Annotated in this window: 16 protein-coding genes and 3 tRNA genes; 9 read left to right on the forward strand and 10 right to left on the reverse strand. The window is 45.8% G+C overall.

Annotated elements, in window-relative coordinates:
• Window positions 1-225: 225 nt before the first annotated feature.
• The 7 genes from RDK53_RS00775 to RDK53_RS00805 form a co-directional block, all read right to left on the reverse strand.
• Complete coding sequence (locus tag RDK53_RS00775; protein WP_308512832.1) at window positions 226-2,025, reverse strand: C69 family dipeptidase; 1,800 nt, start codon at window positions 2,023-2,025, stop codon at window positions 226-228.
• Between the two features lie 344 nt (window positions 2,026-2,369).
• Window positions 2,370-4,028: a DNA repair protein RecN gene (gene recN / locus RDK53_RS00780; RefSeq protein WP_308512833.1), complete on the reverse strand. Its 1,659-nt coding sequence runs from the start codon at window positions 4,026-4,028 to the stop codon at window positions 2,370-2,372.
• On the reverse strand, window positions 4,025-4,942 hold the full coding sequence (locus RDK53_RS00785; RefSeq protein ID WP_308512834.1) for an NAD(+)/NADH kinase: 918 nt from the start codon (window positions 4,940-4,942) through the stop codon (window positions 4,025-4,027). The genes recN and RDK53_RS00785 overlap by 4 nt, the downstream gene beginning before the upstream one ends.
• A complete protein-coding gene (locus RDK53_RS00790) occupies window positions 4,923-5,618 on the reverse strand; it encodes a hypothetical protein (protein ID WP_308512835.1) in 696 nt (231 codons plus the stop codon). The genes RDK53_RS00785 and RDK53_RS00790 overlap by 20 nt, the downstream gene beginning before the upstream one ends.
• 11 nt (window positions 5,619-5,629) lie before the next feature.
• Window positions 5,630-6,022, reverse strand: coding sequence for a DUF423 domain-containing protein (locus tag RDK53_RS00795; RefSeq protein ID WP_308512836.1), 393 nt, complete (start codon window positions 6,020-6,022; stop codon window positions 5,630-5,632).
• Window position 6,023: 1 nt separating this feature from the next.
• Window positions 6,024-6,812, reverse strand: a complete 789-nt coding sequence (locus RDK53_RS00800; protein ID WP_308512837.1) for an SDR family oxidoreductase — start codon at window positions 6,810-6,812, stop codon at window positions 6,024-6,026.
• A 79-nt stretch (window positions 6,813-6,891) separates the two neighbouring features.
• Window positions 6,892-8,601: a LysM peptidoglycan-binding domain-containing protein gene (locus RDK53_RS00805; protein ID WP_308512838.1), complete on the reverse strand. Its 1,710-nt coding sequence runs from the start codon at window positions 8,599-8,601 to the stop codon at window positions 6,892-6,894.
• 103 nt (window positions 8,602-8,704) lie between these two features.
• Here RDK53_RS00805 and RDK53_RS00810 point away from each other — a divergent pair, with 103 nt between their 5' ends.
• The 4 genes from RDK53_RS00810 (at window position 8,705) to RDK53_RS00825 (ending at window position 11,378) form a co-directional block, all read left to right on the forward strand.
• Entirely contained in the window at window positions 8,705-9,490 is a 786-nt protein-coding gene (locus tag RDK53_RS00810; protein WP_308512839.1) for a class I SAM-dependent methyltransferase, read from the forward strand.
• Between the two features lies 1 nt (window position 9,491).
• Window positions 9,492-9,965 carry a ribonuclease HI gene (gene rnhA / locus RDK53_RS00815; RefSeq protein WP_277041770.1) on the forward strand — a complete coding sequence of 158 codons (474 nt, stop codon included), beginning with the start codon at window positions 9,492-9,494 and terminating at the stop codon, window positions 9,963-9,965.
• A gap of 45 nt (window positions 9,966-10,010) precedes the next feature.
• Window positions 10,011-10,085: transfer RNA gene (locus RDK53_RS00820), tRNA-Val, on the forward strand.
• Window positions 10,086-10,208: 123 nt separating this feature from the next.
• The gene (locus tag RDK53_RS00825; RefSeq protein ID WP_308512840.1) at window positions 10,209-11,378 is read left to right on the forward strand and encodes a hypothetical protein; all 1,170 of its coding nucleotides are present in this window, start codon (window positions 10,209-10,211) and stop codon (window positions 11,376-11,378) included.
• A 122-nt stretch (window positions 11,379-11,500) separates the two neighbouring features.
• Here RDK53_RS00825 and RDK53_RS00830 read toward each other — a convergent pair whose 3' ends face one another.
• The 3 genes from RDK53_RS00830 to dcuC form a co-directional block, all read right to left on the reverse strand.
• Window positions 11,501-12,811 carry a Y-family DNA polymerase gene (locus RDK53_RS00830; protein WP_308512841.1) on the reverse strand — a complete coding sequence of 437 codons (1,311 nt, stop codon included), beginning with the start codon at window positions 12,809-12,811 and terminating at the stop codon, window positions 11,501-11,503.
• A gap of 2 nt (window positions 12,812-12,813) precedes the next feature.
• Entirely contained in the window at window positions 12,814-13,431 is a 618-nt protein-coding gene (locus RDK53_RS00835; RefSeq protein ID WP_308512842.1) for a translesion error-prone DNA polymerase V autoproteolytic subunit, read from the reverse strand.
• Between the two features lie 217 nt (window positions 13,432-13,648).
• Complete coding sequence (dcuC, locus tag RDK53_RS00840) at window positions 13,649-14,923, reverse strand: C4-dicarboxylate transporter DcuC (RefSeq protein ID WP_308512843.1); 1,275 nt, start codon at window positions 14,921-14,923, stop codon at window positions 13,649-13,651.
• Window positions 14,924-15,185: 262 nt separating this feature from the next.
• Between dcuC and RDK53_RS00845 the strand changes: the two genes are divergently transcribed.
• The 5 genes from RDK53_RS00845 (at window position 15,186) to RDK53_RS00865 (ending at window position 19,527) form a co-directional block, all read left to right on the forward strand.
• The gene (locus tag RDK53_RS00845) at window positions 15,186-15,638 is read left to right on the forward strand and encodes a DIP1984 family protein (protein WP_308512844.1); all 453 of its coding nucleotides are present in this window, start codon (window positions 15,186-15,188) and stop codon (window positions 15,636-15,638) included.
• Between the two features lie 447 nt (window positions 15,639-16,085).
• Window positions 16,086-17,762 carry a putative transporter gene (locus RDK53_RS00850; protein ID WP_308512845.1) on the forward strand — a complete coding sequence of 559 codons (1,677 nt, stop codon included), beginning with the start codon at window positions 16,086-16,088 and terminating at the stop codon, window positions 17,760-17,762.
• 84 nt (window positions 17,763-17,846) lie between these two features.
• The gene (gene gltX / locus RDK53_RS00855) at window positions 17,847-19,277 is read left to right on the forward strand and encodes a glutamate--tRNA ligase (protein ID WP_308512846.1); all 1,431 of its coding nucleotides are present in this window, start codon (window positions 17,847-17,849) and stop codon (window positions 19,275-19,277) included.
• An 84-nt stretch (window positions 19,278-19,361) separates the two neighbouring features.
• Window positions 19,362-19,437 (forward strand) — tRNA-Ala (locus RDK53_RS00860).
• Between the two features lie 14 nt (window positions 19,438-19,451).
• Window positions 19,452-19,527: transfer RNA gene (locus RDK53_RS00865), tRNA-Glu, on the forward strand.
• Window positions 19,528-19,621 lie beyond the last annotated feature (94 nt).

The following is a 19,621-nucleotide window of genomic DNA, read 5'->3' on the forward strand; positions in this document are numbered from 1 at the left end:
TTAAGAAATAAATTCAAGATTAGAAAATATGATCTGGGGGTATATTTGGATGAACACGAAAGAGTTCGCCTTAGTTTGGAGGAAAGTTATAGAAAATAGAATCTTCTGCCCCGTGTGGGAGGAAAGATAGTCAAATCCTGTTTGATTTGTAGTAACTGGAACTAAGTTAAATATTCTGGAAGCGGCTCATCGTGCGAAACGATGAGCCGCAAAGAAACAACTTGATTACTTAATCATGGCAGTGCCAAAACCTGCAATAGGTTTGTTTTTGGCTTCGGTATAAAGCCACACGTCATAAACAGCGCCCGGAAGCATATCTTTGGCTACATCTTTTGCTGTGAAAGTAAAGACGATATCTTCAACGCCGTCACCGTTAACATCTTTGATTTCGGAAGAAGAAGGTTTTGCCAAAGAAGTTAAACTAACTTTGCCGCCAACGGAAGAACGTCCCGGGCCCGCAACAGTCTTGGCGAGATTAACATCTTTAGCCTTAAGCTTCTTATCGCCAAGCAACGCAATAGTTACGTTTTCGTCGCCTTTTGAATTGATTGAATCTGCAAGAACTAAGACTTCATGAGGAGAAAGCTTTTCGAAAGCTTCTTGCATGGCTTGCTGAGCTTTGTCAAATTTTTCAACATTCTTGGCATGAAGCCATTCCTGTGCCTTTTGAGGAGAAATCTTGGCCAATTCTTTTGCTGTCTCTAATTCTTTTGCAACTGTTTTGCCGAGTTCTTTCTCTAAAGAACGGACCTGCTTCATATTCTTTTCATACGCCGGATGAATGTATTCGACGGCATTGGAAGTATTGATGAAGGACCAGACGGGCCAATCCGGATTGTAGTTGAAGCTTTCCGGTTTGGCATTGAAATGCTGTTTTGTCGCTTCATCCCAGGTCAAGAAGGCTGTAGCCTGAGCCGGTTTTGCTACCGGATAAAGCGGAACATACGGTGTTTCGCTTGGTCTGGCTAACGTTTTGTATGCCTGGATGAAAAGCGGATTGGAATCCATCACATATACGACGGATTCGTGAGTCGTCGGTCTGGAAATGCCGAAGCCTTTTTCGTGGTACCACTCTCCGGCTTTTCCGTCTTCTTTGGAGTCGGCGCGAAGAATCTTCTTAACGTCTTCAACCCCGAACTTCTTGGTCGGTACTACGCTATAGGGGAATTCGTCAGCGGAGTTGAACGTCTTTCCTGTGATTTTCTTCCATGCAATCTGGTTTCTGGAGAAATTGTATTGGGCTTCTCTCAGCTTGGCAGGCTGGTAGGCCTCACGGAAATTGAAGTCTGTCCATTGACCTTCCACGGCTGGTTTGTATTTACCGTCTTTGATGGCTTTTTCAACTAAGCCCGGAGAAACCATGACGCCGTCTTTGTCTGTGACATCGACTTTGTTCATCATGAAATTGTTCGGGATGTAGACAACTTCATTGTCTTTGACTTTGCGTGCGACCCATTTGTTGCCTTGGTGAATAGCCAATTGCCACACTTCGTTAGGATCAGCAATGGTGTAAGTACGTCCATTGGAAAAGTAGCCGTATTTGTCGAGCAAATCAGTGGCAATCTTGATAGCCTCTCTGGCTGTTGTTGCTCTTTCAGCCATAATTCTTCGAATTCCATAGCCGACACCGCCGTCTTTAACTTTTTCTTTGTTTTCCGGGAAGATTTGAGAGCAAGCATTGGAAACGATAGTTACGCCTTTTTCATTGACAAAGCCGTCAGAGAAGGAAGCTCCTGTCGGTGAAAAGGTTTGAGTCCAATAGAAGCCGAGCGTTTTTTCTGCCTGAGGAATTTCAGCGGCAGATTTTTCGAACTTAATCATCTCGCCGGCTTTATGAGTTTGAGCCGGTACCCAATGCTGCTGAGCGATGATTCGACCGCCGTTGTCTTCGTTATGCCCGATAATCACGGTCCCGGTTTTACTAACGTCTTTTCCGACGATGATAGTAGAGCAGGCGAGAGCATTAGCGCCGAAGGCAATAGCTGCTGATGCAATCGCAACTGAGACTAAAGTCTTTGAAAACATTGTTCCTCCTTGAGTTTGAAGTAATGTGATGGAAATTCTTTGATTTCCAATGAGCGAAGGATTCCTGTTTTCAATCCTCCATTCACACGCTCATTCTACAGCTTCTCGAGAAAATTTGGAAGGAAAATTCGACACCGAGAAATATATTGCCTTTCGACCAAATATCAGATATGTCGAAAGTGGAATTGAATAGTCTAAGAATTGTTCGATTCTGGGTTTTGTCATTTCTTCGCTTGGAATTGAAGAGAACGGGAAGGGCTTAAAAAGAAAGAAGCCGGCTGAAGAATCTTCAAACCGGCATTCATAATTACTTTTCACTTCACAAGAGCGAAAGAATCATTCAGTCATTCTTGATGAAGCATTTCTTTCGCGTGTTCGCGGGTCACTTCCGTAATCTTTAAGCCTCCCATCATTCGGGATATTTCTTCGACTCTTTCTTCGGGAGTCAGCAAAGTAATACGAGAGGTGGGTGCTTTGTCCTTATCTGATTGAACTTTTTCAATCCTGAAATGATTCTCTGCGCATCCCGCCACTTGGGAAAGGTGCGTCACGCATAATACTTGTTGATTGGCACCAAGAGACTTCAGCAGCCTGCCCACGGTTTCGGCGACCGCTCCGCCTATGCCGGTGTCAACTTCGTCAAAAATTAAAGTGTCAACGGTTGCCGTGCTTGAATCGGTAACGGCAATCGCTAAGCTGATTCGAGCAAGTTCACCACCGGAAGCAACTTTAATTAAAGGGCGGGGAGCAACGCCGGCGTGGCCAGCTACTAAAAATTCAACGGAATCCGTTCCGTTAGGCCCGGGATGTTCCGTGTTTTGTACGGAAATCTCGAATTTGCCGCCTTCCATTGCTAGCGTCTGCATGGCTTTGGTGATTTGCCTTTCCATGCTTTGCGCGGCTTTTTTACGGCATTTTGAAAGTTCCGCAGCCAAGGCGTCATAGACTTCTTTTGCTTCCTTAACCTTTTGCTCCAGAGCCGTTAAATCACCAAGTTCTTCGAATTCGTGAGCTTTCTTTTTAGCTGTCAGGTATTCGTTGTACAGTTGTGCCGGTTCCAGATGGTATTTGGAAGCCATTCTGATGTAGTCGGAAAGACGCGTATCTAATTCTGCAAATCTGGATTCGTCAAAGTCTGTGCGGGAAAGATAATGTTCAATATCGTCTGACGCAGAATCAACAATTTCTCGGGCATCTGTCAGAGCGTTGTAAATCTTTTCCAGTTTTTGATCAGTGTCGATAACATCACCGAGTCTGTCTAAGGCAGTGTCTATCATGCTGAGGACACTGGAGTCTTCTTCAGTCAAGAGTCCCCGGCTGCTCTGACAGGCTTCCAGAATATCTGTTGCTCTCGATAGACGTGTGTGTTCTTCATTAATCGAAGCCCATTCATTTTTGGAAGGACCAAGGTCTTTCATGTCTTCCAAGAACCAGCGGATTCTTTCCAGCCGTTCGGCATTCAAAGAAGCTTCTTCTTTGGCTTTTCTTAACTTTGCTTGCGCAGTAGAAAGTGCATCCCAAGCTCGGCCTATCTCGATGAGTTTGGAACCGAGTTTGCAGTAGCCGTCAAGCATTTGAAGCTGAGCTCCGCGTCTTAAGAGCGATTGGTGAGCATGCTGACCATGGATAAGTACCAGCAGACTGCTCAAATCTCTGAGCTGAGCCAGTGTGGAAGGATAACCGTTAATCCATGCTCGGCTTTTACCGGAAATATCCAAAGTACGGCGGATAATTAGTTCTTCTTCACCGTTATTGAGTTCTCTGTCATCCAGCCATTCTTTGATTTCCGGAGAAACGGAGAAAGAGGCTGAAAGATCGCTTTTATCGCATCCTTGACGAATGAATTCAGTGTCCGAACGAGCACCGAAAAGGAGCTGTAATGCATCTATCAAAATAGATTTTCCAGCTCCTGTTTGCCCTGTTAAGGCAGTGAACCCCATGGGAAGTTCAAGTTCTAAATGTTCAACAATTACAAAATTTCTTATATTCAGAGAGGTAATCATGACGGCGTGCGCGTGGTCGGCATCAAATTCCAGTGTAATTTTCTGTTAATTGTATCGAAGAAATTATGAGATCTGGGATGCAAAATATGGAGCGGATGCTCGTAAGGTTTGATGACGATTTTATCTCCGACTTTAACCTCGGTGAAGTCCTGCATGTCGTAGTAGAGGCCGGCATCTCGGATGTCAAGAATATCCAGCTCAATTAAAGATTCTTGAGCGAGAATCAAAGGACGATTGCTCAAAGTATGCGGAGCAACTGAAATCATCAGAATGCAGGGCACGGTAGGGGCAATCAGAGGGCCTCCGACGCTTAATGCATAAGCCGTAGAGCCGGTCGGTGTTGAGAAGATAATGCCGTCTGCACGCTGCGCGCTTAATTGCAGTTTGTTGACAGCAACGGAAAAATCAATCATACCGCCGGAAATTCCACGGCTGACGCAGATTTCATTTAAAGCTATTCCGGAATAAATAGTCTTTCCGTCGCGAACCTGATCGGCTTTCAAGAAAATACGCGAGTCAATGAAGTAATGACCGTCCAGGACTTCCTTGATTTCTGACTCCATGTTGTCAAAGCAGATGTCGGTGATGAAACCTAAGTGTCCTGCATTGATGCCGATGACCGGAACTCGGTAAGAGACAAGTTTTCTGCAGATGCCGAGCATAGTGCCGTCTCCGCCTAAAATTACGGCTAAATCTGCGAGTTTTCCGATTTCCGGGAGCGTGTAGCCTTTTTCAAATCCTAAAACTTCGGCAGCTTCATGCTCCAGAAGAACTTCTCTTCCGGTTTTCGTAAAGATTTCAGCCAATTTTTTCATTGGTTCAACAAGAACCTTTCCTCTGCGGCTGAAAATAGCAACTTTTTTAAATTCTGTGACTTGTTCTTCTGCGGAACCGCTATTCAATACTTGCTTCAACGTATGTGCCTTTCAGTAATCCAATCGTCTTTTCAGGTGTTCTAATCTCAGTCAGTACAGAGTTTAGAGCCGGACCCTGAACAGTGGCAAGCCAGTTATCTACTTGCCAAAAAGAGAGGGATTCATGGAGAGATGCGCAAGCGCCTTCAACCATGAGAGTGTCTTCTGGACTAATCGTCAATCGGATCGTAGGATCATTTCTCTTAAAGAGACAAATTTTTGCCGCCCACAATTGGCTGAAAGCGAGGCGAGGATCAGGCTGTCTTTCAATCCAATTAAGGAAAATCGGCGGAAAACGGACTGTGCTGAGCTCTTCCCAAAAATGCGTATCTTTAAATAAAGTCAGGCAAATATTGATCGGAAGAATCGACAGAGCAAGAGCTACATATTTTTCTCTGATGTCGATGGAACAATAGTTGTAGAAACCGCCTTCAAGGGTTAGAGAATTCGTGTAATTCTCAACAACCTTTAGAGTTCGGCCCATTGAGGGCTGAAATTGTTGGGTGACAGATTGAAGTATAAGTCTGCTCCACAAGAACGCCTTTGACTCCTCTTCCGGAAGCAGCTCTGAATATTCAACGACATCAAGGGTTAAATACTTGTGAGAGACATCTTCCGGTACCGGGACCGTATAGTCAGCAACGTAAATAATGGGCGGAGGCAGCAGAGCAGACATTTAGTGCTTAATTAAAAAATACTTCTTCTTGGATGGCTAGTCAGAGAGGCAATGGCAAAAATTACCCAAGCCGCAATCATGAATCCGCCGCTGATTGGCGTAATCAATGGGAACGGACGCCACTCAATCAGGACGAGAAGGTAAAGGCTGACGGAAAAGCCTAAAGAACCAATCAAAAGGCAAAGTCCTGCCAGGTTAACAAGGCCTTCTCTGAAGTGATTGAGGCCCCAAGCAATAGCAAAAAAGCCAAGGCCGCTGATTAATTGATAAAGCACGGCATATTCAAATGCATCGATAGAGCGCTGCACCGTAACGACGTTATGCAGTCCGTGTGCTCCGTAAGCTCCGAGAGCGACTCCGGAAGCCAGCATTAAAGCGCCGATGAATGACCAAAAATGTTTCATATTATTCTCCAGCAACCGCAACGCCGATAGCATGGAAGCCGGCATCTACATAGAGGACATCGCCGGTAATGCCCGAAGCATAGTCTGAGAGGAGGAATGCTGCTGCATTGCCAACTTCATCGATAGTGACGGTTCTCTTGAGCGGAGCAATGTGTTCCATTTCTTTGAGAAGCTTGCCGAAATCTTTAATGCCGCTGGCAGCTAATGTTTTAATCGGGCCCGAAGAGAGTGCGTTGGCACGAATGCCTTTTGGTCCCAAAGAAGCGGCTAAATAACGGGTAGAGGCTTCAAGAGCAGCTTTGGCAACGCCCATGGTGTTGTAGTTAGGAACAACTCTTTCACTGCCGATATAAGTTAAAGCAAGCAGGGAAGAAGAACGGCCTTCCATTAACGGCAGAAGAGCTTTAGCCATCGCCGGGAAAGAATAAGCAGAGATATCTAAGGCAATTTTGAAGGATTCTCTGGATAAACCGTCTAAGAAGTCTCCTTGAATGGCTTCGCGTGGTGCAAAACCTATTGAGTGAACGGCACCGTCGACGTAACCCCATTTTTCTTTGAGGGTCGCTGCCATCTGCTCCAATTGACTGTCTTCTGCCACATCAAGCGGAATCACGATGTCGCTGTCAAATTCTTTGGCAAATTCTGTGATTCTGTCCAAAAATCTTTCATTCTGATAAGTGAAAGCTAATTGGGCTCCTTCTCTATGGCAGGCCTTAGCAATACCGTAGGCAATAGAACGGTTTGAAAGGACGCCGGTAAGAAGAATCTTTTTGTCTTTTAATAAAGTCATAGTCGGAAAAGATAAATAAAACCAATTGTTAGATATTAAGCGACTTTTGCAGTCTTGGTATGAAAGTTATTAGCACAGTCTACTTAAGTCTTAATTTTTGTCCAATAGTTAAATTGTTGGAACGCAAGTTGTTTAAAGCTTTCAACCGGTTTACCGAGATATTAGCCGAGCTTGCAATGGAAAACAGCGTATCTCCCTTTCTGACCTTGTGATAAGTCTGGTTGCTCAAAGGCCGTTGCGCCACTGTCTTCTTCACGGAAGGAGGAAGTTTTTCCAGAACAACATTTCGTTTCGTCGGGGTACCTTCCTGGTTGATGGCCAAGCGCGTGCCTACAGAAAGATTATTACTTGTAAGATTATTCGCAGCTTTTACGGCAGAAACCGGTACTCCGAACCTCGAGGCAATACTATAGAGTGTGTCGCCTCTGCGGACAACATAAAAACGTGAAGTGTTTGAAGTCGAAGAGGCGGATTCAACCGGTTTTGACGGTTGGTGTTCAGCCATTTGACGATTTCTGATCGGTACATTGACAACCAATGTTTGACCAACCCTCAATCTTCTTGACTTCAGTTTATTGCTCTTAACGATCGCTGTCGGACTTACGCCGAGACGTTTAGCAACACGGGCCAAAGTATCGCCTTTACGGACACGGTAGGAGACTCTTCGGTAGTCCTGTGCCAAACTAAAAGTTGCACCGATGGTATCCGAAGAGATGTCCTCAGCATCTCCAATGCCGATTGCACGGCTGACTAAAAGGAGAGAACCGGGCTTAACTCGTCGTCCCGCAGGAATCTGGTTAGCCTCTCGCAGCTCGGCTTCGGTCATGTGAGCTTTTTGAGCAATCGCAGCTAAGCTTTCGTTCGGACCTACACGGTAAGTGGTCCAACTGGAAAGCGGTTTGCCGGAAGTACGGAAGGCTACCAAGTTCTCAACAAAGGTATCGATCTTGTCTGAAGGCACCAGCATAGAATGGTGGTGAGAAGCCACGATGACCGGACGGTTGAAAGAAGGATTCAGTTCCGTGAATTCCTGTTCTTTCATTCCCGCCAGATGAGCAGCTTTTTTAACGTCGATATCCTGCTCTTTGAAGATCTGGATGAAAGAAGGTTCGTTATAGATAACCGGCAGCTTAATCCCGTATTTGTCGGGATTCATCACGATTTCTTTAATCGCCTGCAGTTTCGGATAATAGTTTCTGGTCTCTGCCGGCATTTTCAGCGACATATAGTCGGTGGGTTTTCCGGCTGCTTGATTCTTTTTAATCTGGCGGCGGATATTGCCCTCACCCCAGTTGTAGGCGGCTAACGCCAGCTGCCAATCGCCGAATTCATCATACAATCTTTGCAAGTAAGTCAGTGCGGCGCCCGTGCTTTCAAGAACGTCATAACGTTCGTCCTTCCACAAAGACTGGTCTAAGTCGTAGTGCCGTCCGGTGGCCGGCATGAACTGCCACAATCCGGCTGCCTTTGCTCGGGATTTTGCATTAGAGACGAAAGCGCTTTCCACAAAGGGAAGCAATGCGATTTCAGTCGGCATTCCCCTGGCATCGACTTCTTCAATGATGTGGTATAGGTACTGAGAAGAGCGGTTTGCCATTCGATGAATGTAGTCCGGCCGCTTCAAGTATTTCTGGAGATTTTCTTTAACGACCGGGTTGTCCATGTTGGGTATCTTGAACCCGTCGCGGATGCGGCTCCATACCGTATAAAAATCGTCGTCTTGGGCCGCAGCGGTCTCGATAACGTCAGGCACCTTCGGCTCTTGGGCATGACATACGGCGGCCGTCATAAAAGACAACGCAAGAAGGGTTAGCTTAAACCGGGAGAACATTCTTATTTAAATCGACTCACATTAGAATAGCGATTACTTTAATGGAAATTACGCAAAGTTTTTGAATAACCGACTAGTCAGACCAGCAGGTATGGATGCGATATACGATTTAGATAGTTTTTATCGGACATCCCTTGGCCAGTATTGCTTGGCCTGGGAACAGAACGAATTTGACAAATTGGTCTCCGACTGTTTTGGGTACAATGCCCTTCAGCTCGGCGCTTCCAGCATCGACTTCCTGCGCAACAACAGGATTGCCTTGAAGATAGCAGGGGATAGAGAGATGAGAAATCTGACTCATGTTCCTGATGAAGCCTCGGCAAGAGTGAGGTTACAACCCGAAACATTGCCGTTTGAATCTGAGTCTATTGATCTTGTTTTGCTGCCCCATACGTTGGAACTGGCCGAAGATCCTCACAGTGTCCTCAGAGAAACCGCACGTGTTTTAATTCCGGGCGGAAGAGTGATTTTGACGGGCTTTAATTTAGCCAGTCTTTGGGGACTAAGAGTCGGTATGCAGAAATTCGGTCTTCCTCAGTTCTTGCCGGCGCGTAACTTTATGACGGTTCCTCAGATCAGGGACTGGCTGCAGCTTTTGTCTTTCAATGTAGACCGAGGAGCATTCGGAAGGTACGGTTGGTATAAAACGAATAAATGCGCTCGACACCCTGCTTGGATAGAAAAAGCCGGCGACCGGTGGTGGCCGCAGTGCGGTTCTTTATTTGCTCTAAGTGCAGTGAAGACCGTTAACAGCGGTGTTTTTGTCGGAAAAGTATTAAAGAAGAATTATTTTTTTGCGGGAGCTAAAGCCGGGGTCAAAAGCAACAAACAGGCGGTAAAGGAATAATATGGAACAAGAAAAAGATCTGGTTGAAATTTGGACTGACGGTGCCAGCAAAGGGAATCCTGGTCCGGGAGGCTGGGGCGCTTTTTTGAAGTGGCAGGGAAAGACTCGTGTCTTTACAAAAGAGCTTTGCGGCGGCAACATCAGCTGCACAAACAACCAAATGGAATTAACCGCTCCGACGGAAGCGTTAAGGCTTTTGAAAAGGCCGTGCAAAGTTATTCTTCATACCGATTCTCAGTATGTTCAGAAAGGAATCACCATGTGGATTCACGGATGGAAAAAGAATAACTGGAGAACAAAAGCGGGAGAGCCGGTAAAAAATGCGGAACTCTGGAAAGAATTAGAGAGAGAAACCCACGAACATGAAATTGAGTGGAAATGGGTCAAAGGTCATGCAGGCATTGAGGGCAATGAGATGGCAGATATGCTTGCTAACCGAGGTGTCGAAGAGGCTTTGAAAAAAGCGAGAAAATAATATTCGCCAAATTCGAATTCTCTAGTGTACAATCCTGACTTCTTCGCGCGGTTAGCTCAGGGGTAGAGCACTGCCTTCACACGGCAGGGGTCGCTGGTTCGAAACCAACACCGCGCACCAAACTTCCTCCCGTATCTTCTGCATTCTTTCCAAAAGTTAATATTGGATCTCGGACCGTACTTTCTGCAAAATTGTTGTTGATTATCAGGGAAATACGCAATAAATATTTAGTTAGACGGCAAAATGACGCAAGAAGAAGACCAAAAAAGAGAAGAACGACTCAAGACTCGAAAAAGACTTCCTGAGAAGTTGGATTTCGAAAATCCTCTCAAACTTTCTCCCGAGATGCTTCCTCCTAAAAGAACTCGCGGAAGCGTTGCGTCACGCCTGCAGATGCTTAGCATTGCTGCCGATCCGGATTATCTTCGACTAAGCGGTGAGAGGAGTTTTGAGGCGGGGGCTCCGGTCGTAGCCTTCGGAGAAATCGAGCCAAGTCAGCTAGGAAAGATCGATTGGATAATTTTTCCGGACGGAACCAAGTCAGCAGCTCAATATGCAGTTGTGGAGACGGATAAAGTGTTAACGGCCTATGATCTGGATGGAAAGCCGGATGAGGACTATTTTTCCGAAGATGTCTCAAAGTTTCGTGTCTTAGCCGGTCATGCCAGAGTAAATGCATTGAGGCTGGCTTATCCAGAAGGTACTGCTTCCAATTATCTCAAGGACTTGTATTGCGATGAGGACCACGGAATCAATAGAGGCTCGATTTCCGGAATTACAGCACCTATTCTTGTTCGAATCTTGCCGCCAAAGGAGGTAACAGCCGAACTTTGGAAGCAAAAAATGGTTCCTGAGGCAGAACAAACCTCTGCAGCTGAGCAGGCGGAATGCGATGCGCGGTTAATCGCATTTGAATCTATAGAGACTTATTCGGACGGTTCTCCGACGCTGGAAACTCTGATGGAATTCATCCGGAAACTTCCGGTTCATGAGCGCTCCGGTTTGGTTGATGAAAGCGGCAGTCCCACTTGGCTGGCGCTCAATAGGTTCAAGTCTGCAGTTTTTGCGAAAACGTATGAACATAAAAAATTGACGGAATTTTACTGTCAGGCTTTGGATCCTGAAAGCCGAGTAATCATCGATGCTCTCGAGGTGACAGCCTTTAAATTGCAGAAGTTTAACTTTCTAAATAATAGAAACTGTCCTATAAATTTAATTGCAGAGGCAGGTGTGAAAGCCATTAGCATTCTTACATGCAGGCAAGATTTGTCCACTTCCTTTAACTCCGAAGATTTGTTTGTTTCGCCCGACAGAGATGAGAGAGAAACCGCAATTATGAAGATTTTCGCGGACCATATTGATAATCCTCAGGCTATTGCGGAACAGTTGAAACAGTTTCTCGAAAATTCTTAAAAAGTCTTTGGCGGAGTCTGCAGCGTAGTGTTTGTCTTCATTCTTTTCTTGGTCGAATGCTTTCTCTTCTCGTCTTTTTTGACGCAGGACTCTTGGCGAAAGAGGTAAGATTTTGAGTATCGTCAAGACGGAATGCGCTCTTTGTACAAAGCTCCGACTTTGGGCAGATCATTCCAGCAGGTCGTATAGGCAGGACTCAGCCGTTCTCTATTCATGCACCAAATTTTTTCTCCCAAACGAGAAGAGGCAAAGTGCACTGTATTTTTCCCATAGCGAGTGTTAAGCGTATCTATTATTCTGCAAATTTCTTCGCGGGGAGCTGTCTCCTGATACTCGAAAAGATCTTGGACTTGGCCTTTGCGGGAGACAACTTCGCCGACGTAGACGCCTGCTCTCTTATAGAGACAGCCTTTGCGGAATGTTCGTCTCAACAATGCAGCGGCATAGTGAATAATTGTTTGGGTATCGGCAACTCCGTAGGGCAGGCCCAAAGACGGAAAAGCATGGTGCTGTACATCTTGAGTTCGGAACGGATTGGTTTGCAGAACAATGCCAACCGTGTGAGCACAGGTTCCTTCTTTACGCAACGTCCGTCCGCATTCTTGTGCGTGAAACGTAATGGCACCGAGAAGATCATTTTCATCGGAAACCAGTTCGCTGAAACTGCGGCTGCGCATAATCTGCTGACGTTTCGGCTTAATGAGTTCTAAAGGGATACATGAACTTCCTTGAAGTTCTTTAACCGTCATCGCCAACGGTAACCCGAATTCTTTGCGAATTTGATCCGGATTGGTGTTTGCAAGATCAAGAGCCGTGTGGACTCCGAGCATTTTTAACCGGGCGGCATATCTTCTGCCTACTCCCCATACTTCAGATGCCGGTTCACAAGCAAGCGCACGCCGACGTCTTTCTTCTGAAAGGTCGAGCCAGCTGCAGACGCCTTTGAGTCCCGCATAGTGTTTGGCAAGATGGTTGCAGTACTTAGCCAAAGTTTTGGTAGGCGCAATTCCAACACACGTTGGAATCCCTACGTCCTGAAGAACTTTGTCTTTTATTTTTCGGCCGAGGGCGGTCAGATTCGTTCCCAGCCGTTCGTGCCCGCTCATGTTGGCAAAGCATTCGTCAATGCTGTAAGGGTCGATGCAGTCAACCATAGAGGCGATGGTCGACATCATGCGTCCCGACAAATCTGCATATAGCTCGTAATTGCTCGAAAAAACCTCCACTCCTTCGTATAAGCAGAATTGCGCAATCTGAAAGAAAGGCTGCCCCATCTTTATACCGAGTTTTTTAGCTTCTTTGGAGCGAGCGACAACACAGCCGTCGTTATTGCTGAGAACAATAACGGGACGATGGGTTAAGTCGGGTCTAAAAACTTTTTCACACGACGCAAAGAAAGAGTTCCCGTCAACGAGCGCAAATACCGAAGACATAGCTAATTGCTTTTAATCGTGAACTTGACTACTCCGATAAACCGCCATTCTTCAAATTCTTTAGGTCGGATTGCTTTGTAAATCGGATTTGAGCTCTCGGGCAGCAGGCGCAATCCTTTTTCGTCGTTCATATAACGTTTTACCGTGAATTCATTATCGATGCTGACGATGACAATGTCGCCGTTTTTAGGGTCAAGCGAACGATCCACGACCAACAGATCTCCGTCTTCCATGCCTGCTCGGTCCATGGAGTCGCCTACTACGTGCACAAAGAATGTGGCGGCCGGATTGGCCACTAAATACTCGTTCAGATCAAGAGATTTATCCACATAACTTTCTGCCGGAGAAGGGAAACCTGCTTGTACGCCTGATTGATAAAGCGGCAGTCGCATAGAAACCGGATCGGCAACAGGAAGAAAGAAGGATTCAAACTGTGCTGGTTCGGATTTTTTCTCCGTTCGGGAAAGTTCACTGCGCAGCCACTTAGCACCGCCTCTTTCTTTAAATATAGGCAAGAGTTCTTCGGTAAGACATACTGTGACGCGTCTCGTGTTACCAATACTCTTGCGTCCGGCGCCTTTTCTTGCTCCTCCCCGGGAGCCGGATGGTGTTGTAGTCATAATAGTTCTCTTCGATGAAGGTTGAAGTGGATTTATTGAAATAATAATACTTTTTCAAAATCAATAAACGAAGAGAGTCTTCAATTTGCTGTCGGTGTTCTTTACAGCTTCCGACAGAGGACGCCTCCAACCAAAGCCCAAAGACTTTTTTACAATTCCAGCCGAAAAAAAATGCCCCGCATTCCGCGAGGCATTTTGCAGAGTTTTAATACTGTTGCTAGACGATGGTCAGCGCTAAAACAATGACGCCGATAATCAATGGAATGCAGGTACGTTTTACTAACTGCATTGGAGGAACCATTGCCAAGCCGGACAGCACAATTACAACGCCTGCAATCGGAGACATGGTACGGCCCATTTGACCGGAGATTAAAGCCATGGCACCGAGGTTAGGAATCGGCATGCCGAAGGATGCGGCGTGCGGTGTAACGGCTTCATTAAAGGCAAAAGTAGCAGCATCGCCGGAACCTGTAATTGCAGCCATGAGGAAGGGGCCGAAAGAGCCGCCCCAGCGAGCGATTTCGTTTGAGCTCTTCAATACTTCGACGAAAGCATCAATCAAGCCCGTGGCTTTAAGACCGGCAGCGAAGACTCCGGCGGTAATGATGATGCCCATGACGGAACCGTAGCCTTCACCCATTCCTTTGAAGAAGTCTTTGGTGAACTGTTGCGGGTTGACCCAGGAGACAATCAAGGCAAAGATTGCGCCGATAACCATGGCTTGTGCTACGCCCATTTTGATGAACGGAACATAGGAGTTGCCGAGAAGAAGAATAACTAACGGAACCAGCGGAGCAATCGCTTTAAGAGGATTGATATGCTGAAGTTCCTGAGACTGATCGGCAGTAGTGTAGTAGTCGTCCAATTCTTTTTGAGTGGGCTTATTGTCGCGGAGAATCAAGCAAACAATGGTCAACCCAACTGCACCGATAAGTACCATGCCGATAGAGTAAGGAGTGTGAAGGCTGATGAGGTCCATCATGTCCATATTGGCAATTTTGGCAACAACACTGTTATGGCTGGTTCCCGGGGAAATGTTGGAACCGAAAGTGCCCATAAGGACGGCGGCGCCGGCAGCGGCCGGACGAATGCCTGCACGAATCATGACAGGAATGAAAGTTGCACCTACAGCGGCAGCACATCCGGAAGCGGAAGGAATGGCCACATTAATGAAGGCGGTGATGATGGTAGTTGTCGGAATAAGGAGAATGCCGAGTTTGTGAAGAGGAGCGGCGAGGAACTTAACGAGGTTCTTGTCGCATCCGGTAGTCGTCACAACATAAGCAAAACCCATAGACGAACAAATAGCCATAATTAAGGATGCGTTGGCCATGCTCTTAGCAAACTGGTCAAGTGCAGCCATTGGACTCATGGCGATACAGCAGAGGAAGAGGCCGGCGGTGAAAAGCACTAAGCGGGTTTCATAACGCTTAATTAAGCAATAAACCGTGACCACGATTACAGCAATGGCAATCCATGCGGTTGGTGTCATACATATACCTTTTTGAAACAAAAAAAGAAGGCCTAAGCCAACTGGAGTACCTATTATAAGTATTACTGCTTAATCGTTGTCACTTATGTTTCATGGATGATACGTTTCTCAAGAATTGCAATAACTTGTAACCTCTGGTTACACCAAGGTAAGTAGTTGCTCACAATGCAGCTCTTGAAACGGTGAATTTGACTCTTAACCTCTTTTTTGCCGTTGTAAACTTTGCGTATGCAAAAAACAGGCCTATCCAATAGGAAAAAAGATGAAACTAGCAGAAGCATTGATAGAAAGAAAAGAATTACAAAGTCGGCTGAGCAGACTCAATCAGCGTTTGCAGGCCAATGCTCTAGTGCAGGAAGGAGATGTCCCTTCGGAAGATCCAAAGGTGTTGATCAATGATGTCGAGACCACAATCGATGAGCTGACAACTTTGGTTGACCGCATCAACAAAACCAACGGAGCGGTTATTGTTGACGGAAAAACTTTGTCCGAAATGATCACGAAACGTGATTACATGGTTAAGAGAATTTCAATCATGCGTGAGTTTCTGCAAAAAGCTTCCAACAAGGTTGAGCGATATTCTCGTAATGAGATCATGATAACCGCTGCGGTTGACGTGAAACCTTATCAAAAGCTTGTAGATAAGCTTTCTTATGAAGCGCGCATGTTAGATGCAAAAATTCAATACACCAATTGGAATACAGATCTAATTTAGTGTTGGTTTTGTGTGTAGCGCAAAGGTCAATTGGGCGAAAACAAATGTCAATTACCTTCGAGTCCAAACGGCTCGAGGGACCTCAGAGGAAGGAAACCAATTTTTTACAGCTCTTCTCTCTGTACGGGGGTTAAGTTATAAATCACCGCTTATACATTACTACCATGTTTTGACAATGACCTTTGTGCGAGGGTGGGTCGCGGGCAACCAAAACATCCTGACAAGCAATTTTCTGTAATGCTTGTCAGGTTAATTACTATCGATACTTTCACTTAATATTTCTTCTTTTAGAATTCTATTTCTTCAAATAAACCAAATAGTTATATTGGTTTTAACCACTTCCTGCGAGTCCTTGAGTTCTTTCTTTTCATGGAAGTTCGGTTCACAATGTGGAATTAACTGTTAGAAAACGTTCCATACCTCAAATCTTTAAACTTTATTAAAACAATGGACTGGCTCGTCAATCTTTGGACTGACACCAACTCAATTGCTCATATCCTCATGGTGTATGCCTTGGTGATCAGCGTTGGGATGTTGTTAGGACAAATTAAAATTTTCGGTATCTCGCTGGGCGTGACTTTTATCCTCTTCGTAGGACTGGCTTGCGGATATGTAGGCTTTACTGTCAATCCGACGGTATTGTCATTCGTCCGAGATTTCGGACTTATCTTGTTTGTATTTTTTATTGGGCTTCAGGTCGGACCGTCCTTCTTCTCATCGTTTAAAAGCGGAGGACTTCAATTAAATTTACTGACTTTGCTTACGGTTGTCCTTAGCCTGGTTGTCACCATCATCCTTTTCTTTATGTTCAAAGCAAAGGTCTCGTTGGCGACAATGCTCGGCGTCTATTTCGGAGCTGTAACAAATACTCCGGGTCTCGGTGCTACTCAAGAGGCACTAAAGATGATGGAATACACCGGAGAAGATATTGCAGTTGCGTATGCCTGTGCGTACCCCCTTGCTGTTGTGGCCATCATTGCCACAGCTATCGTGTTAAGAATCGTATTTAGGATCGATCTGAAGGAAGAAGACAGACAATGGGAAGAAGCCCAAAAGGCTAACAACGAAGCACCTATCTTCTTCCATGCCAGGATTACCAATCCAGCCTTAGAGGGACGTACGATTCATCAAGTTAGAGATTTCGTGGGCCGACCATTTATCTGTTCCCGTGTCCTTCATAACGGTGTTATTACCTCTCCTTCAGCCGAGACCGTACTCCACACGGGAGACGTCTTAAGAATTGTCAGTGCGGAAGAAAATAAAGAGCCGGTAGTAGCTTTTTGCGGTAAGGAAGATAAGGAAATCGATTTGGTATTGGAATCTTCTCCGATTACTTCGAGAACCATCCGCATCACAAAACCGAAAGTAAACGGTTTAACCGTTCATGATTTGCATTTGAGCAAGTATGACGGCGTCAATATCACAAGAATTTTCCGTGCCGGTTTAACTCTTTTCCCTTACAACAATTTGCATCTGCAGCTCGGAGACCGCGTTTACTGCGTCGGTCCGGAAAGGGCAGTAGCACGTTTGGCCGAAACTTTGGGCAACCAAGAAAAGAAACTTTATCACCCGAATCTCGTGTCCATTTTCTTAGGCATTGTTGTCGGGATCATTTTCGGAAGTCTTCCTATCGCCATTCCCGGTTTGCCTGTGCCATTAAAACTCGGTTTGGCAGGAGGCCCTCTTATTATTGCTATTTTGCTGGCATATTATGGTCCGAACCTGCGTCTGATTACATATACGACCGAGTCTGCAAATCTTATGCTTAGAGAACTGGGCATTGCATTATTCCTTGCCAGCGTCGGATTAAATGCCGGCAAACCTTTCGTTGAAGCGTTGGGCAACGGGGAAGGTGTCCTCTATGCATTCCTGGGCTTGTTTATTACGGTTATTCCTCTGCTGATAGTCGGAACCATTGCTCGTAAGAAATATAAGATGAACTACCACGCCATGATCGGTATGATAGCCGGTGCAACAACTGATCCTCCCACTCTGGCTTACGCAGGAACTTTGTCTGAGAAAAACAGTTCCGTTATCGCGTATTCCACTGTCTATCCTCTGGCGATGTTCCTCAGAATTTTGTCAGGCCAGTTCGTTCTACTAATCCTCTGGCAGTATGTCTGACAATCAAAGATTTAGGATCTAAAATAATGGGCTTGACCGAAAGGCTAAGCCCTTTCTTTTACATAAAAATAACTTAGGAAAATTATGTTTAAAAAAGTTCGTACAAGAATTGCACCGAGCCCTACCGGGATGATGCACTTGGGTACAGCACGTACAGCCATTTATTGTTGGGCCGTTGCCCGCCATTTCGGCGGTGAATTCCTTTTAAGAATCGAGGATACTGACCAAGAGCGTTCCACTCCGGAGGCTACACAGGTCATTCTTGATGCGATGAAATGGCTCAATCTGGATTATGACAACGCCGGTCATGTGACTTATCAGATGAACCGTCTTGGCCGTTATAAAGAAGTTGTCGATCAGCTCATGGAAAAAGGTTTGGCATACAAATGCTATGCCACAAAAGAAGAGCTGGAACAGATGAGAGAAGACCAAAAAGCCAGAGGTGAAAAGCCTCGCTACGACGGCCGCTGGCGTCCTGAAAACTGCGTCGGTAAACCAATTCCTGAAGGCGTTACTCCGGTCATCCGCTTCAGAAATCCGGATGAAGGAACCGTTACATGGAATGATGGTGTATACGGTCCAATTGCTATTAACAACTCCGAGTTGGACGACCTCGTTATTATGCGCGGCGACGGCATTCCAACCTACAACTTCGCTGTAGTTGTTGACGATATGGACATGGAAATCAGCCATGTTATCCGCGGTGCTGACCATATTAACAACACTCCTCGCCAGATTAACCTTTACAAGGCTATCGGCGGAGAGATTCCGACATTTGCACACTTGCCTTTAATTCACGGCGAAGACGGCCAGAAGCTTTCTAAGCGTCACGGCACTGTCAGCGTTTTAGCTTATGAAGAATTGGGCTTCTTACCGGAAGCTATCTTCAACTACTTGGCACGTTTGGGCTGGGCTCACGGCGATGCTGAAAAATTCAGCCGTGAACAGCTTGCCGAATGGTTCAAGCTGGAAGACTGCAGCCGTTCCGCCGCTCAGTTCAACATGGATAAGCTGCGCTGGCTCAACCATGAATACATCAAAGAAGCCGATGACGAACGTTTAGCAAAGCTTATCGAACCGCGTTTGAAAGATAAGGGTGCTGATTTAAGCAGAAACCTGGATTTAGTCGGCATTGTTGCATTGCTCAAAGAACGTGAAGCCACTTTAGCCGAACTGGCTGAGGGCGCCATGCTCTTCTATCGCGATAATCCAATTGACTTAGCTGTTCTTGACGAATGCATCAAAGATGCAGCTACCAGCCAGGAAGCTTGCCGCTTGTTCTTAGAACGCAGCAAAGATATGGAATGGAAGAGAGAAGACATCAATACTTTAATTCGTTCAATCATGAAAGAATTAAAAATTAAGATGCCTCACATCGCAATTCCTTTGAGAGTTTTAGTCACTGGGGAAAAACATACTCCGTCTATTGATGCAACCTTAGAACTCTTTGGAAAAGAAAGAGTTAGAGGTAAATTAGAAGAAGGTTTGACCAACTGGATCAACCATACAAAATAATTTTGTTACATTTTAATTGCTGATTTTTTAGCGATTGCCTTGACGAGGAGAAAAAATTCCCATAAAATTCGCTCCTCGTTGTTTGGGGGTATAGCTCAGCTGGGAGAGCGCTTGCATGGCATGCAAGAGGTCAGCGGTTCGATCCCGCTTACCTCCACCAACAGAAAAGTCCTTGACGCTATCGTCTAGAGGCCTAGGACACGACCCTTTCACGGTCGGTACCGGGGTTCGAATCCCCGTAGCGTCGCCAAAATTTGTTATGATAGAGATTCTTCGGAATAGCTGTCGATTGGGGGTATAGCTCAGCTGGGAGAGCGCTTGCATGGCATGCAAGAGGTCAGCGG

Origin of the sequence: uncultured Turicimonas sp. (assembly GCF_902477955.1) — a bacterium.
Taxonomy (GTDB): Bacteria; Pseudomonadota; Gammaproteobacteria; order Burkholderiales; family Burkholderiaceae_F; genus Turicimonas.